9 protein-coding genes are annotated in these 15,269 nt (G+C 73.8%); 7 read left to right on the top strand and 2 right to left on the bottom strand.

The genetic code is table 11. The annotated features are described in order from the left end of the window. The first annotated feature begins 3 nt into the window (after window positions 1–3). The 7 genes from ACH4FX_RS21815 (at window position 4) to ACH4FX_RS21785 (ending at window position 12,467) form a co-directional block, all read left to right on the top strand. The gene (locus ACH4FX_RS21815) at window positions 4–6,588 is read left to right on the top strand and encodes an amino acid adenylation domain-containing protein (RefSeq protein WP_398481321.1); all 6,585 of its coding nucleotides are present in this window, start codon (window positions 4–6) and stop codon (window positions 6,586–6,588) included. Further along, the gene (locus tag ACH4FX_RS21810) at window positions 6,585–6,809 is read left to right on the top strand and encodes an MbtH family protein (RefSeq protein WP_398481319.1); all 225 of its coding nucleotides are present in this window, start codon (window positions 6,585–6,587) and stop codon (window positions 6,807–6,809) included. The genes ACH4FX_RS21815 and ACH4FX_RS21810 overlap by 4 nt, the downstream gene beginning before the upstream one ends. Before the next feature lie 67 nt (window positions 6,810–6,876). Continuing rightward, window positions 6,877–8,163, top strand: a complete 1,287-nt coding sequence (locus ACH4FX_RS21805) for a cation:proton antiporter (protein ID WP_398481317.1) — start codon at window positions 6,877–6,879, stop codon at window positions 8,161–8,163. A gap of 49 nt (window positions 8,164–8,212) precedes the next feature. Next, entirely contained in the window at window positions 8,213–9,751 is a 1,539-nt protein-coding gene (locus ACH4FX_RS21800; RefSeq protein WP_398481315.1) for a tryptophan 7-halogenase, read from the top strand. Window positions 9,752–9,776: 25 nt separating this feature from the next. Further along, entirely contained in the window at window positions 9,777–10,967 is a 1,191-nt protein-coding gene (locus ACH4FX_RS21795) for a cytochrome P450 (protein ID WP_398481313.1), read from the top strand. Between the two features lie 14 nt (window positions 10,968–10,981). Continuing rightward, window positions 10,982–12,196: a cytochrome P450 gene (locus ACH4FX_RS21790; protein ID WP_398481311.1), complete on the top strand. Its 1,215-nt coding sequence runs from the start codon at window positions 10,982–10,984 to the stop codon at window positions 12,194–12,196. Window positions 12,197–12,245: 49 nt separating this feature from the next. Further along, the gene (locus tag ACH4FX_RS21785) at window positions 12,246–12,467 is read left to right on the top strand and encodes a ferredoxin (RefSeq protein ID WP_398481309.1); all 222 of its coding nucleotides are present in this window, start codon (window positions 12,246–12,248) and stop codon (window positions 12,465–12,467) included. Between the two features lie 141 nt (window positions 12,468–12,608). Here the strand turns inward: ACH4FX_RS21785 and ACH4FX_RS21780 are convergent, their stop codons facing one another. Together ACH4FX_RS21780 and hppD are read right to left on the bottom strand one after the other, a co-directional pair. Beyond that, complete coding sequence (locus tag ACH4FX_RS21780; RefSeq protein WP_398481307.1) at window positions 12,609–13,844, bottom strand: alpha-hydroxy acid oxidase; 1,236 nt, start codon at window positions 13,842–13,844, stop codon at window positions 12,609–12,611. Continuing rightward, window positions 13,837–14,934 (bottom strand): 4-hydroxyphenylpyruvate dioxygenase, encoded by a 1,098-nt coding sequence (hppD, locus tag ACH4FX_RS21775; protein WP_398481305.1) that lies wholly within the window; start codon window positions 14,932–14,934, stop codon window positions 13,837–13,839. The genes ACH4FX_RS21780 and hppD overlap by 8 nt, the downstream gene beginning before the upstream one ends. Between the last annotated feature and the right edge of the window lie 335 nt (window positions 14,935–15,269).

Raw genomic sequence — 15,269 nt, 5'->3', positions numbered from 1 at the left:
GCGATGACCCGATCCATGGTCGAGGACGTGTGGCCGCTGTCACCACTGCAAGAGGGGCTGCTCTTCCACGCGTCCTTCGACGAGGAAGGGCCGGACGTCTACACGGTGCAGTCCGCACACGCCGTCAACGGCCCCCTGGACACGGGCCGGCTGCGCGCGGCGTGGGAGACCCTGCTGGCCCGGCACGCGGCGCTGCGCGCCTGCTTCCGCCGGGTCAGCGGGGCCCGCATGGTGCAGGTCATCGCCCGCGAGGTGGAACTGCCCTGGCAGGAGCGGGACCTCACGCACCTCGCGCCGGACGACGCCGGGGCGGAGGCGGAGCGGCTGGCGGCGGCCGAGCGCGCCCGCCGCTTCGACCTCGCGGCGGCGCCGCTGCTGCGCGTCCTGCTGGTCCGGCTCGGCGACGGCCGGCACCGGATGGTCGTCACCAGCCACCACATCCTCATGGACGGCTGGTCGATGCCGATCGTGCTCGCCGAACTGTCCACGGCGTACGCGGCCGGCGGCGACGCCGCGGCACTGCCGCCGGCCGCCTCCTACCGCGACTACCTGGCCTGGCTGAACCGGCAGGACAAGGACGCCGCCCGCGAGGCGTGGCGCGCCGAACTGGCCGGTGCCGGGGAGCCGACGCTGGTCGTCCCGGCGGACCGGACCCGCGCCACGGTGGTGCCCGAAGACGTCCTGATGGACATCCCCGAAGGCCCCTCCCGCGACCTGACCGCACTGGCCCGCCGCCACGGACTGACGCTCAACACGCTCTTCCAGGGCGCCTGGGCGCTGGTCCTCGCCCGGCTGGCCGGCCGCACCGACGTGGTCTTCGGCGCCACCGTCGCGGGCCGCCCGCACGACCTGCCGCACGTGGAGTCCATGGTCGGCCTGTTCATCAACACCCTGCCGGTACGGGTCCGCCTCGACGGCGGGCAGCCGGCCATCGACATGCTCACCGCCCTCCAGGAACGCCAGTCGGCGCTCCTCCCGCACCAGCACCTGGGCCTGTCGGAGGTCCAGCGGCTCGCCGGCCCCGGCGCGTCCTTCGACACCCTCGTGGTCTACGAGAGCTTCCCGCGCCCGCCCGCCGGGCCGGACGACCCGCAGGCCCTCACCCTGGAGCCCGCCGGACTGTCCCGCAACGCGGCGCACTATCCCATCACCCTCGGCGTGTTCCCCGGCGACCGCATCAGCCTGCGGCTGTCCGCCCGGCCCGACCTGTTCGACGAGGCGGCGACCCGGCGGATCGGACAGCGGGTGGTGCGGGTGCTGGCGCAGCTGGCCGCCGACCCGACGGTGCCGGTCGGCCGGATCGGCGTCCTGGAGGAGCCGGAGCGCGACCTGGTGCTGGCCGGGTGGAACGCCACCGCGGCCACGGTGCCGGGCAGCACGGTGCCGGAGCTGATCGCCGGACAGGCCGCCCAGGTGCCGGGCGCGGTCGCGGTGAGCGACCCGCGGCGCTCCCTGTCGTACGCCGAACTCGCCCGCGAGTCCGACCGGCTGGCCGCCTACCTCGCCGGCCGCGGTGTGACCCGCGGCGACCGGGTCGCGGTGCTGATGGACCGCTCCGCCGACCTGCTCGTGACCCTGCTCGCGGTGTGGAAGACGGGCGCCGCGTACGTGCCGGTGGACCCCGGCTACCCGGCCGAGCGGGTCGCGTTCCTGCTGGCCGACTCCGGCCCGTCGGCGGTGGTGTGCACGGCGGCCACCCGCGACGCGGTACCGGTCGACGCCGCCGTGGAGCTGGTGGTGCTGGACGACGACCGGGTGCGGGCCGCCGTCGCGGTGGCCCCGGCCGACTCCCTGGTACCGGTACGCGTGGCAGCGGAGGACCTCGCGTACGTGATGTACACCTCGGGCTCCACCGGGCGGCCCAAGGGCGTGGCGGTGCCGCACGGCGGCGTCGCGGGCCTGGTCGGCGACCTGGGCTGGTCGGTCGGCCCGCGCGACGCGGTGCTGATGCACGCGCCGCACGCCTTCGACGCCTCGCTGTTCGAGGTGTGGGTGCCGCTGGCCTCCGGCGGCCGTGTGGTGGTCGCCGCGCCGGGCGCGGTGGACGCGCAGGACATCCGGGCCGCGGTGGCCGGCGGGGTGAGCGCGGTGCACCTGACGGCCGGCACGTTCCGCGTGGTGGCCGAGGAGTCGCCGGAGTGCCTGCACGGCCTGCGCGAGGTGCTGACCGGCGGTGACGTGGTGCCCGCCGCGGCCGTCGCACGGGTGCGCGCGGCCTGCCCGGACACCGCCGTACGCCATCTGTACGGCCCGACCGAGACCACGCTGTGCGCGACCTGGCACCTGACCCGGCCGGGCGAGGAACCGGCCGCGGTGCTGCCGATCGGCCGCCCGCTGCGCAACCGGCAGGTCTACGTCCTGGACGCGTTCCTCCAGCCGGTGCCGGCGGGCACCGCGGGCGAGCTGTACGTGGCCGGCACCGGGCTGGCCCGGGGCTACCTGGGCCGCGCCGGGCTGACCGCCGAGCGCTTCGTGGCGTGCCCGTTCGCCCCCGGCATGGGGGTCCCCCCGGCCGAAGGCGGGGGGAGGATGTACCGCACCGGCGACCTGGTGCGCTGGACGGAGGACGGCGAGCTGCTGTTCGCCGGCCGGGCCGACGACCAGGTCAAGATCCGCGGCTTCCGGGTGGAACTCGGCGAGGTCGAGGCGGCCCTGGCCGCGCACCCCGGCGTCGGCCAGGCCGTGGTCGCGGCCCGCGAGGACCGCCCCGGCGAGCGGCTGCTGGTGGGCTACGTCGTACCGGACGGCCAGGAGGTGGACGCCGACGAGGTCCGCGAGCACGCCGCCAAGGTGCTGCCCGGCTACATGCTGCCGGCCGCGGTGATGGTGATGGGCTCGCTGCCCGTCACCGCCAACGGCAAGGTCGACCACAAGGCCCTGCCCGCGCCCGACTTCGCCGAGCGGGTCGCCCGGCGGGCACCGCAGAACGAGACCGAGGAACGGCTCTGCGGCCTCTTCGCCGACGTGCTCAAGCTCGAACAGGTCGGCGCCGACGACGACTTCTTCGAGCTGGGCGGGGAGTCCGGCCTCGCGATGCGGCTGATCGGCCGGATCCGCGAGGAGTTCGACGCGGCGCTGAACCTGCGGCAGTTCTTCAGCGCGCCGACCGCCGCGGGCGTGGCCCGCACGCTGGCCACCAAGGCCCGCCCGGTGCTGGCCCCGGCCGACCACGACGGCGAGGCGCCCGCCACCGTCGCCCAGCTGCGGACGTGGCTGATGACCCGGCTGCACGACAGCGGCGCGGCGTTCCAGTTCTCGGCCGCCCTGCGCCTGTCCGGCGACCTCGACCGGGCCGCCCTCCATGCGGCGCTCGGCGACGTGGCGGCGCGCCACGAGATCCTGCGGACCACCTTCTCCGGTGCCCGCAACGAGCTGCGCCAGCACATCCTGGCCGCCACCGACGACGCCGCCCGCCCGCGGCTGACGGTGACCCCGGCGACCGAGGCGGAACTGCCGGACCTGCTGGCCGCGCACGCCGCCCACGAGTTCGACCTGACGCGCGAAGCACCCTGGTCGCCGCGCCTGTTCGCGCTGTCGGACACCGAACACGTCCTGATGGTCACGGTGCACCGGATCGCCGCCGACGAGCGGTCGCTCGACCCGCTCTTCCGCGACCTGGCGGCGGCGTACGGCGCCCGCTGCGAGGGCCGGGCCCCCGAACGGGCCCCGCTGGCCCTGCAGTTCGCCGACTACGCCCGATGGGAGCAGGAGCTGCTGCGCGGCGCGGAGGAGCCGGAGACCCTGGCCGGCGACCAGCTGTCCTACTGGAAGGACACCTTGGCGGACCTGGCCGACGAGCCGGTGCTGCCGGCCGACCGGCCGCGGCCCGCACTGCCCTCCCGGCGCCTGGCGAGCGTGCCGCTGCGCCTGGACGCCGCGGCGCACGCCCGGCTCGCGGCGGCGGCCGAACCCCGCGAGGCCACCACGTTCATGGTCGTGCAGGCAGCGCTGGCCCTGCTGCTCACCCGGCTCGGCGCGGGCACCGACATCACGATCGGCACAATCCAGCCCCGCCGGGACGAGGACGGCCTCGAAGGTCTGGTCGGTCCGTTCGACGGGCCGCTGGCGCTGCGTACCGACACCTCCGGCGACCCCGGTTTCCTCGAACTGCTGCGCAGGGTGCAGCAGACGGACCGGGGCGCGCGCGACAACCACGACGTGCCGTTCGAGCGCCTGGTGGACGCTCTGCCCCTGCCGCCCTCGGTGGACCGGCACCCGGTCTTCCAGGTCGGCCTGGAGGTCGAGGAAGGCAAGATCGAACTGTGGGACCCGTGGGAGCTGCCCGGCCTGCGCACCACACGGCTGGACGTGGGCGCCGCCACCGGCGAGCTGGACCTGGCCCTGAGCCTGACCGAACGCCAGGGCGCCGACGGCGGCCCGGACGGCCTCGACGGACAGCTGAAGTACGCCACCGACCTGTTCGACCGGGACACCGCACAGGCGCTCGCCGACCGGCTGGTGCGCGTCCTGGAACAGCTCGCGGCCGACCCGGAGCTGCGGCTGAGCCAGGTGGACGTACTGCTGGGCGACGACGAGTTCCGCCGCCTGGTGGCGGACTCCGACGACACCGCGGCCGAGGTCCCGGACCGTACCGTCGTCGAGCTGCTGGCCGAACAGACGGCCCGCACCCCCGACGCGGTGGCGGCCGTGGACCGGAACGGCGTGCTCACCTACGGCGAGCTGGATGCCGCTAGCAGTCTGCTGGCCCACCGGCTCACCGGGCAGGGGACCGGCCCCGGGGACGTCGTGGCCGTGGCCGAACCGCTCAGCACGGCGTTCCTGGTCGCCCTGACCGGCGTCCTGAAGGCCGGGGCGGCCTGCCGTCCGGTGGACTCCAACCGGCCGGTCGAGGAGATCATCGAGGTCGTCCTGCGGGAGCCCCGCCCCGCCGCCCTGGTCTGCCCGACCGCCACGGCCGGGCAGCTGCGCGCCGGCGGCCCGGTGCCGGTCGTGCCGCTGGACGACCCGGTGACGGCGGCGCCCGACGGGACCGCAGGGAAGGCCCCGGCCGGGCACCGGCCGCCGCTGCCCGCCCGGCCCGCCCTGGTGCTCGACAGCACCGCGGACGGTGCCGCCGCCGTCGTCGACCACCGGACACTGGCCCACCACACGGCACACCGCGCCCACGCCACCCCGGCGGTCCGCCGCGGCACGCTGCTGGACACCCGGGCGCCCGTCGCGGCGCTGGTCACCCCGCTGCTCGCGGCGCTGTGCGGCGGCGGCAGCGTCCGGCTCGGCGCCCCGGAGGACGTCCGTACGCCCATCGGGCCCGAGGACATCCGGCTGCTGGTGACCACCCGGGCGCTGTTGCCGACGCTCACCGAACTGCCGGACGCGGCCGAGGCCGTGGAGGTCCTCGCGGTGTCGACGGGCACCCCGGCCGCCGACGACGACCTGGTGAAGTGGCGCGCCCTGCACCCGGACGTCACCGTGGTCACCGCCCACGGTGCCGCCGAGACGGCCGGGCACTGGCTCGAACACCGGCTCGCCCCCGGGGAGTCCGTACCGGCCGCGCCGCCCACCGGCCGCCCGGTGCCCGGCACCCGCGCGTACGTGCTCGACGACCTGCTGCGGCCGGTGCCGCCCGGGGTGGCGGGCGACCTGTACGTGGCGGGCGCGGCGACGGCCCATGGTTACGCGGACCGTCCCGCCCGTACCGCCGAGCGGTTCGTCGCCGGTCCCTTCGGCCCGCCGGGCGCGCGGATGCTGCGCACCGGCGACCGGGCCCGGCGCACCGCCGACGGTCTGATCGCCATGGTGGACCCGGGCAGCGAGCGGCGGCACAGGACCGCGGCCCGCGGCGGCCGGGGCGACCTGGACGTGCTGCTGCCGCTGCGGTCCCAGGGCAGCCTGCCGCCGCTGTTCTGCGTCCACCCCAGCCTGGGGCTGAGCTGGGGCTACCGGGGCCTGCTCCCGCACCTGCCCGCCGACCGGCCGGTCTACGGCCTCCAGGCGCGCGGTCTGGCCGGGCCGGAACCGCTGCCGCTGACCATGGAGGAGATGGCGGCCGACTACGTCGCGCAGATCCGCAGCGTCCAGCCCACCGGCCCGTACCACCTCCTCGGGTGGTCCTTCGGCGGGACGGTCGCCTACGCGGTGGCCACCGCGCTGGAGGCCCGGGGCGAGGAAGTGGCACTGCTCGCGCTGCTCGACACCTACCTCGACGGCGACACCGGCGAGGTCTTCACCGAGACGCCCGCCGCCCGGGAGAGCGAGGACGTGGTGCTCCGCCGGGAGCTGGGCGAGCAGAGCCCGCAGGGCGGCGACGGCGGCGGCCTGGACGAGCAGCTGCTGGCCAACATCCGGGAGGTCACCGTCAACGCGGGCCGGCTCTCGTTCGGCTACACGCCCCCGCGGTTCGGCGGCGACCTGGTCATCTTCGTCGCGACCGTCGACCGGCCCGAGAACTCCCAGGCGTGGGACGCCACGGCGAGCTGGCGGCCCTTCATCGGAGGAACCATCGAACCGCACGACATCGCCACCGACCACTACAGCATGCTCCAGCCGGCGCCCTTGGCACAGATCGGGCGCATCGTCACCGAAAAGCTCCAGGCCGCGCGGCCGACAGGGGAAAGGAACCCGTCATGACCAATCCGTTCGACAACGAGAACGGCACCTTCCTGGTTCTCGTCAACGACGAAGGGCAGCATTCTCTCTGGCCCGCTTTCGCGGAAATTCCCGAGGGCTGGACCTCCGTACACGGAGAGGCCGGCCGGCAGGAATGCCTGGACTACATCGACGAACACTGGACCGACATGCGGCCGAAGAGCCTCATCGCCGAAATGAGCGGGAGCGCGGACGGGTCCTAGGCCGCCACGGGGGAAGCCATGAAGAGGGCGGCCGGGACACCGGCCGCCCTCGTGGGGGAGGTGCGAAGTGAACACCGACGCAGTGGTGACCGTGGTCATCGGCGATGTGGCGCTGATCGTCGTGGTGTCCTGGCTGCTGGGCGCTGCGGCCCGCCGGTGCGGCCAGCCGGTCGTCATCGGCCAGATCGTGGCGGGCATCGCCCTGGGGCCGACCCTCCTGGGCCGGCTCCCCGGCGATCCGACCGCGCACCTGTTCCCGAAGGACGTGCTGCCCTTCCTGTCGGTGCTGTCCCAGGTCGCCATCGTGCTCTTCATGTTCGTGGCGGGCTACGAGATCGACGCGCGGCAGCTGCGCCGGGGCGGCCGGACCGCGGCCGTGGTCGCGCTGTGCGCGCTGCTGACACCGGCCGGACTCGCCGCCGGAGCGGTGCAGTTGCTGCCCGGCGCCTTCTCGTCGGTCGATCCGCGGCGCGCGAGCGGCCAGTCGTTCCTGCTGTTCATGGTGGTGGCGGTGTCCATCACGGCGCTGCCGGTGCTCGTCGCCATCATCCGCGAGCGCGGCCTCGCGGGCACCTCGGCCGGCACGGTGGCGACCACCGCCGCCGGATTCATGGACGTGGCCGCATGGCTGGTGCTGGCCGCCGCCCTCGTCGGCACCGGCCACGCGCCGGGCCGGCACTGGGCGCTGACGCTGCTGCTCATCACCGCGTTCGTGGCCGCCATGTTCCTCGTCGTGCGCCCGGTGCTCGGCTGGTGGCTGCGCCGGTCCCGGGCACTGCTGGCCAACCAGGTCACCATCGCGCTGGCCCTCGCGCTGGGCAGCGCCTGGGTCACCGCGTCGCTGGGCCTGCACCCGGTCTTCGGCGGGCTGCTGGCCGGCCTGACGATGCCCCGCCGGGACGGCGTACCGGACGCCGACGTGCTGCGCCCCATGGAGCAGAGCGCCGGCCTGCTGCTGCCGCTGTTCTTCGTCACCACCGGCCTGTCGTTCAACATCGGGTCGCTGGACGGCGACGCCGTCCTGCTGCTGGCGCTCATCGTGGCCGTCGCCACCGTCGGCAAGATCGCCCCGGCGTACGCGGCGGCGCGCCTGTGCCGGCTCGGCCGGCAGCCGTCCGCGCTGGTGGCCGCGCTGGTCAACACCCGCGGACTGACGGAACTGATCGTGCTGAACGTGGGTCTGGAGGCCGGGATCATCGGCCCGGAAATGTTCACCGTCCTGGTGCTGATGGCTCTGATCACCACCTTCATGACCGGCCCGTTGCTGTCCTTGACCGGGCGGCTGACTACACCCGGCTCCACTGTCAAAGCGTCTTCCTTGACGGGTTCTCAGCGAAAATTAACAATCGAATAGCAGGCGGACGCCGAATCCGTGCGCACATGCCGGATGCATTCCGCCGAGAATGGGGGAGAGGGCCGTGGCGAATTCAGCGAACGCAGGGAACCCGGCGAACCCGGAGCCATACGACGTGGTGATCGTCGGCGGTGGCCCCGCTGGCTCGACGCTCGGCGCGCTCGTCGCGCGGCAGGGACATCGCGTGCTGATACTGGAGAAGGAATTCTTCCCCCGCTACCAGATAGGCGAGTCGCTGCTGCCGTCGACCGTGCACGGGGTGTGCCGGCTGACCGGGGTGGCGGACGACCTGGCGGCGGCGGGATTCACCCGCAAACGGGGCGGCACCTTCCGGTGGGGCGCGACACCGGAGCCCTGGACGTTCTCGTTCTCGGTCTCCGAGAACATGGCGGGCCCGACGTCCTTCGCGTACCAGGTGGAGCGTTCGAAGTTCGACGAGATCCTGCTGCGCCACGCGGGCCGCTGCGGCGCGGAGGTACGCGAAGGCTGCGCGGTCGCGGACGTGATCGCGGATGCGGAACGGGTCCGGGGCGTGCGCTACACCGACGCCGACGGGGCCGAACGCGAGGCGCACGGCACGTTCGTGGTGGACGCGTCGGGCAACCGGAGCCGGCTGTTCCAGCGCGTCGGCGGGCAGCGCAAGTACTCTGAATTCTTCCGCAGCCTGGCCCTGTTCGGCTACTTCGAGGGCGGCAAGCGGCTCCCGGAGCCCAACTCCGGCAACATCCTCTCGGTGGCGTTCGACAGCGGCTGGTTCTGGTACATCCCCCTGAGCCCCACCCTGACCAGCGTCGGCGCGGTGGTGCGCCGGGAGATGGCGGAGAAGATCCGGGGCGACCAGGAGCAGGCCCTGCTGTCGCTGATCGCGGAGTGCCCGCTGATCAGCGAGTACCTGGCGGACGCCCGGCGGGTGACCACCGGCCAGTACGGGCAGCTGCGGGTGCGCAAGGACTACTCGTACCACCAGACGACGTTCTCCCGGCCCGGGATGCTGCTGGTGGGCGACGCGGCGTGCTTTGTGGACCCGGTCTTCTCCTCGGGCGTGCACCTGGCCACCTACAGCGGACTGCTCGCGGCGCGTAGCATCAACAGTGTCCTGGCGGGACTGGTGGACGAAGCCGCGGCGCTGCGGGAGTTCGAGGCGCGCTACCGGCGGGAGTACAGCGTCTTCTACGAGTTCCTGCTCTCGTTCTACGAGATGCACCACAGCGAGCAGTCCTACTTCTGGCGGGCCAAGAAGGTCACGCACCACCAGCGCTCCGAGATCGAGGCGTTCGTCGACCTGGTCGGCGGGGTCTCCTCGGGCGAGGCGGCGCTGACCGACGCCGAAGCCATGGCGGAGCGCCTGCGGGCGGACTCCGCGGAGTTCGCCGGCGCGGTGGACCAGATGGCGCACAGCGAGGACGGCAGCATGCTGCCGCTGTTCAAGTCCTCGGTGGTCGGCCAGGTGACGCGGGAGGGCTCCCAGGTGCAGATGCGCGCGCTGCTCGGCGCGGACGCCGAGCCCGAGACGCCGCTGCTGCCCGGCGGGCTGGTGTCGTCGCCGGACGGCATGTTCTGGCTCCCCGCCGGCACCGGCAGTGGGTGACGACGACGAAGAAGAGGATCAGCGGATGCCCGAGACACCCGAGATTCCCGCGCACTACCGACGGGACCGCTTCGACCCGGTTCCCGAACTCGTCCGGATGGCCAGGGAGACTCCGCTGGTCGAGACCGATGTGACCATCGGTCCCTCCCGGCAGGTGGGCTGGGTGGCCACCGGTCACGCCGAGGTGCGGGCGGTGCTCGCCGACGCGGACCGGTTCAGCACCCGCCCGCCCGCCGACAGCGAGGAGGACGCCCAGAGCCTGGTCCAGGCCGGCAACCTCCTCCAGTACGACCCGCCCGACCACACCCGGCTGCGCAAGCTGCTGACGCCGGAGTACACGGTCCGCAAGATGCGCCGGCTGGAGCCCCGCATCGAGGAGATCGTCCAGGACTGCCTGGACACCATGGAGCGCGTCGGGCGGCCGGCCGACCTCGTACGGTACTTCGCCTGGCCGATCCCGGGCCTGGCCAGCTGCGAGCTGCTCGGGGTCCCCCGGGACGACCAGACGGAACTGGCGCGCTACCTGGACATCACCCGGGACGTGGGCCGCAGCCAGGAACAGCAGCTGGCCGCCGGGAAGGCGTACTGGGCGTACATGGGCCAGCTCGCCGAGCGGCGCCGCCGCGCCCCCGGCGACGACATGCTCGGCAGCCTGGTCCGCGAACAGGGCGCGGCCGTCTCCGACGCAGAGCTGGCGGGCATCGGCGCGACGGTGATGGCGGCCGGCTTCGAACAGGTCGCCAGCATCCTGGGACTGGGCACCCTGCTGCTCCTGGAGCACCCCGAACAGCTCGCCCTGTGGCGCGAGAACCCGGAGCTGACCGACCGCGCGGTGGAGGAGGTGCTGCGGTACCTGACGGTCATCCACACCGCCTCGCCCCGCACCGCGCTGGAGGACGTGACCATCGGCGGCCAGGTGATCAAGGCCGGGGAGAGCGTGGCCTGTTCGCTGCTGGCCGCCAACCGCGTGCCGGCCGCCGGCGAGCCCGCCGACCGCTTCGACATCACCCGCGAGCCGGCCGCGCACATGGCCTTCGGGCACGGCATCCACCACTGCCTCGGCGCCCCGCTGGCCCGGATGGAACTGCGCATCGCCTTCCCGGCGCTGCTGCGCCGCTTCCCGGACCTGCGGCTGGCCGTACCGCACGAGCACGTCCGCTTCCGGCCCGCCCGGTCCCGTCAGTACGCCTTGGAATCCTTGCCCGTCGAATGGTAGGAGGAGACGCAGCAATGCCGGACGAGTCCCAGCATCAGTTCGACCACGCCCGCCGGGCGGGCTTCGGCCCGTCGGACGACATCCGCCGGCAGCGCGCCGAGGGCGCCCTCATCCGGGAGGAGGTGGCCCCGGCGCCCGGCGCCGCGCCCGAGCCCATCTGGATGGCCCTGGGCTACGAAGCGGTACGGCAGGTGATGGGCGACCACGTCCGCTTCAGCAACCAGCGCCGTTTCCGCGCCCAGGTCACCCGCGGCGGGAGCAAGCACCGCCCGCAGGAGATGTCCGGCCACCTCATGGACTACGACCAGCCCGAGCACACCCGGCTCCGCAAGATGCTCACACCGGAGTTCACGGTCCGCCGCATCCAGCGGCTCAAGCCGGTGACCGAACAGATCGCGGAACGCTGCCTGGACGCCATGGAGCGGCACGGGCCGCCCGCCGACCTCGTCGGGCTGTACGCGAGCCCCATCTCCGGCGCGGTCCTGTGCGAGCTGCTCGGCGTGCCCCGCGACGACCGGCGCGAGTTCCTGGTCAAGCACCAGTGGCAGCTGGAGCAGGACCGCAGCCGCAAGGAGCGCGCCGCGGCCCAGGCGTACACCTCCAACTACCTGCGCGCGCTGGTCAAACGGCAGCGCAAGGACCCCGACGAGGGGTTCATCGGCCAGCTCATCCGCGACCACGGCGACAACTTCGACGACGAGGAACTGCTCGGCATCTGCGGCCTGATGGTGCTGGCCGGCCTCGACAACGTCACCGGCATGATCAGCCTCGGCGTACTGGCCCTCCTGGAACACCCGGACCAGCTCGCCGTGCTGCTGGCGGACCCCGAGAACAACGTGGACCGGGTGGTGGACGAACTGCTCCGCTTCCTGTCCGTCGCCCACGCGCCGACCCCGCGCACCGCCGTCGAGGACGTGGTGGTGGCCGGGCAGCTGATCAAGGCGGGGGAGGAGGTCGTCTGCTCGATCCCGATGGCCAACCGCGACCCGGTGCTCGCCCCCGACGTCGACCGGCTCGACGTCAACCGCGACCCGCTGCCGCACATCGCCTTCGGGCACGGCATCCACCACTGCATCGGCGCCGCGCTCGGCCGGATGGAACTGCGCACCGCCTACCTGGCCCTGTGGCGCCGGTTCCCGGACCTGCGGCTGGCCGTGCCCGCCGCCGACGTGCCGCACAAGACGAACTCCATCGCGTACGGCCTGGAGCGCCTGCCGGTCGCCTGGTGACGGTGCGGCCCGACCAGGGCGCGCGGCGCCCGGAAACGAGGAGGGGACGATGGTCGAGGTACGGGTGGACGCGGAGATCTGCGCGGCCTCCGGCATGTGCAAGCTGCTGGTGCCCGCGGTCTTCGACCAGTCGGAGGAGGACGGCACGGTGCTGCTCACCGACGCGGCGCCGCCCGAGGAACTGGCGGCGAAGGTGCGGACGGCGGCCCTGCGGTGCCCGGCGGGCGCCATCGCGGTGCACGAGATGGAGACCGGCGCCTCCGGTACGTGACCGCGCGCCCCCGGGCCCCCGCAGCGGGCCACCGGGGCCACCACCGGTGACGGTAAGGCGAAAGCTCCCGGCGGTCCGGGGTCCGCATGCTTCGGAACCTCGGCCACCAGGAGCTTTCGTGTGTTCAGGCCCCTGCCGGGACTACGGCCCGGCGGCTCCCTCGCCGGCGGTCAGATCCTCGCTCGTCAGGTCACCACCTGTGAGGTCCCCGGCCGTCCGGGCGGGTCCGGCCCGGCGCCCGGTGCCGTCCGGACCGGCCGCGGTCCCGCCGCGTACGGTACGCAGCCGCCGCGCGTCCGCGACCGTGGCACAGCCCGCCAGCCCCAGTGCGTCGGCCAGTTCGGCGGCCAGCAGACCGAGCACCCGGCGCACGCCGTCCTCCCCGGCCACGGCCAGGCCCCACACCGGCGGGCGCCCGACCAGCACCCCGGACGCGCCCAGCGCCAGGGCCTTGAGCACGTCCGTACCGGAGCGGACCCCGCTGTCCAGCAGCACCCGGCAGCTCCCGCGGACCGCCTCGGCCACCTCGGGCAGTGCCTCGACGCTCGGCAGGGCGCTGTCCAACTGACGACCTCCATGGTTGGACACCACGACGGCGTCGACGCCGAACTCCGCGGCGCGCACCGCGTCCTCCGGCGCCAGCACCCCTTTGAGCAGCAGCGGCAGCCGGGTGCTCGCCCGCAGCTCCGCCACCTGTGCCCAGGTCAGCGCCGCGGAGAACTCCTGGCCGGTGTGCACGGCCACCGCCGAGGCACCGGCGGTGCGCCGGTGGGCCGCAGAGGCGCCGCCACCGGTGAGATGGACCGCCCGCACCTGCTCCGGCAGCGTGAACTCGTTGCGCACGTCGCGCAGTCGCCGGCCCATCCACGGGACGTCCACGGTCAGCATCAGCGCCGTACAGCCCGCGTCCTCCGCGCGCCGCGCCAGCTCCAGGGCCCGGCCGGGCTCGCGCAGCCAGTACAGCTGGAACCAGACGTCGCCGCCGAGGGCGGTGATCTCCTCCACCGGCACGGTGCTCAGCGTGCTCACCGTGAACGGCACGCCCGCGGTCTTCGCCGCCCGCGCCGCCGCCAGCTCGCCCTCGGGGTGCACCAGGCCCTGGTAGGCCACCGGGGCGACCGCCACCGGCATCGACACCGGCCGGCCCAGCAACCGGGCGCCGGTCGAGCAGTGCGACACGTCCCGCAGCACCCGGGGCCGCACGAAGACCCGGTCGAACGCGGCCCGGTTGGCGGCGAGGGTGCACTCGCGCCCGCTGCCGCCCGCGATGAAGTCCCGCACTCCGGCGGGCAGCACCGCGGCGGCGGCCCGCTCCACGTCCTCCAGGGTCAGGAGCGGTGCCGCCGCCGCGCCGCCGGCGGTCGCCGGGTCAGACACGCTGGCCCTTCTTCTCCAGCTCCACGGCCTCGTACAGCGCCTTGATGTTGGAGCTGCCGAACGTCTCCGCGCCCTGCCGCTCGATGATCTCGTAGAAGATCGTGCGGCGCGGGTGGGCGGAGGCGGTGAAGATCTGGAACAGCTGGCCGCCGTGGTCCTGGTCGGCCAGCAGGTTGGTGGACCGCAGGTCCTCCAGACTGTGGTCGCTGAGCGAGATCCGGGCGCCCAGCAGGTCGTAGTAGGCGCCGGGGGTGCTCAGGAACTCCACGCCGCGGCCGGCCAGGGTGCGGACCGCGTGCACCGCGTCGTCACAGGAGAACGCCAGGTGCTGGACGCCCGCGCCGTGGTGGCTCTTGAGGAAGTCGTCGATCTGTCCCGGGTCGGCCGTGGTGTCCGGCTCGATGAGGGTCAGCGTCGCCCGGCCGGTGGGGCTCTGGACGACCTTGGAGTCCATCGCCTGCGCGCCCACGACGATGTGCTCCTCGAAGATCTCCCGGAAGCCGAGCGCGCGCCGGTAGAACTCGACGGTCCCGGCGAGGTCGCCGTTGTTCAGGCACACCGCGATGTGGTCCAGTTCCAGCAGCCCCACCTCGCTGGGCACCGGCTGCCCGGACTTCAGCGTCGGCTCGAAGCCGACCGGCAGCCCCGGGCCCTCCTCCGGGGCGCGCTGCACGAAGGTGTGCACCACGTCGCCGAAGCCGCTGACGGTGGCCGTGACGCCCGCGCCGCGGCCGCCGTTGCGGACCGGCCGGTGCAGCGGCCGGGCGCCGCCCGCGACCGCACGGGCGAAGGCCCCCTCGACGTCGGCGGTGCGCAGCGCGATGTCCGCGACGCCGTCGCCGTGGTCGGCGACGTAGACCGACGCCGGGTGCCGGTCGGAGGTGGCCATGGTGAGCACCAGGGTGATCGTGCCGTGCCGCAGGGCGATGCTGCGGTGGTCGGCGGAGCCGCCGGTGCCGACGACGGTGAACGCGTACTTGTCGACCCACGTGAACGCCGCCGCGTCCAGGTCCTCCACGTACATCTCGATGTGGTCGATCGCGAGGTCGCTGACAGCAGCCGTTGCCGCTGCGCTCTGTGAAACTGTCATGAGAGTCCCCGTTTGAAGGATTGATCTGGGCATGGCTCATCGAGCCGGCTCGCCTACCGGAGCGGACGGATTACCTGCCGTAGACCCACGCCGACGGTCGGCACCGGCCTAATCCGCGGACCTCTTCAGCGAGTTCGCCACTGCCGCCGGACAGGCGGAAGGCGAACAATTACGGTGCTGCCAGACATTACACCGGCGCTACCGCCGTCGCACCTGTCAAGAATTGACGCCCCGGCCGCCCGCCGCGTATCACCTTGACCCCGCCACGCCCCGCGGACAACCATTGCTGTCGATCCGGCCCTGGGGATGCCGAGGGCCCGGCGGCGCGGGCCACG

The sequence above is a fragment of the Streptomyces sp. NPDC018019 genome, assembly GCF_044327805.1.
Classification (GTDB): domain Bacteria; phylum Actinomycetota; class Actinomycetes; order Streptomycetales; family Streptomycetaceae; genus Streptomyces.
The sequence above is the reverse complement of the archived record's forward strand: the minus strand, read 5'-3'. Positions and strand labels throughout refer to the sequence as shown.

What these genes read in the sequence shown, in the direction of transcription:
- ACH4FX_RS21815 (WP_398481321.1), top strand. Translation starts at nt 4, where the DNA reads ATGACCCGATCCATGGTCGAGGACGTGTGGCCGCTGTCACCACTGCAA.
- ACH4FX_RS21810 (WP_398481319.1), top strand. Translation starts at nt 6,585, where the DNA reads ATGACCAATCCGTTCGACAACGAGAACGGCACCTTCCTGGTTCTCGTC.
- ACH4FX_RS21800 (WP_398481315.1), top strand. Translation starts at nt 8,213, where the DNA reads ATGGGGGAGAGGGCCGTGGCGAATTCAGCGAACGCAGGGAACCCGGCG.
- ACH4FX_RS21795 (WP_398481313.1), top strand. Translation starts at nt 9,777, where the DNA reads ATGCCCGAGACACCCGAGATTCCCGCGCACTACCGACGGGACCGCTTC.
- ACH4FX_RS21790 (WP_398481311.1), top strand. Translation starts at nt 10,982, where the DNA reads ATGCCGGACGAGTCCCAGCATCAGTTCGACCACGCCCGCCGGGCGGGC.
- ACH4FX_RS21785 (WP_398481309.1), top strand. Translation starts at nt 12,246, where the DNA reads ATGGTCGAGGTACGGGTGGACGCGGAGATCTGCGCGGCCTCCGGCATG.
- hppD (WP_398481305.1), bottom strand. Translation starts at nt 14,934, where the DNA reads ATGACAGTTTCACAGAGCGCAGCGGCAACGGCTGCTGTCAGCGACCTC.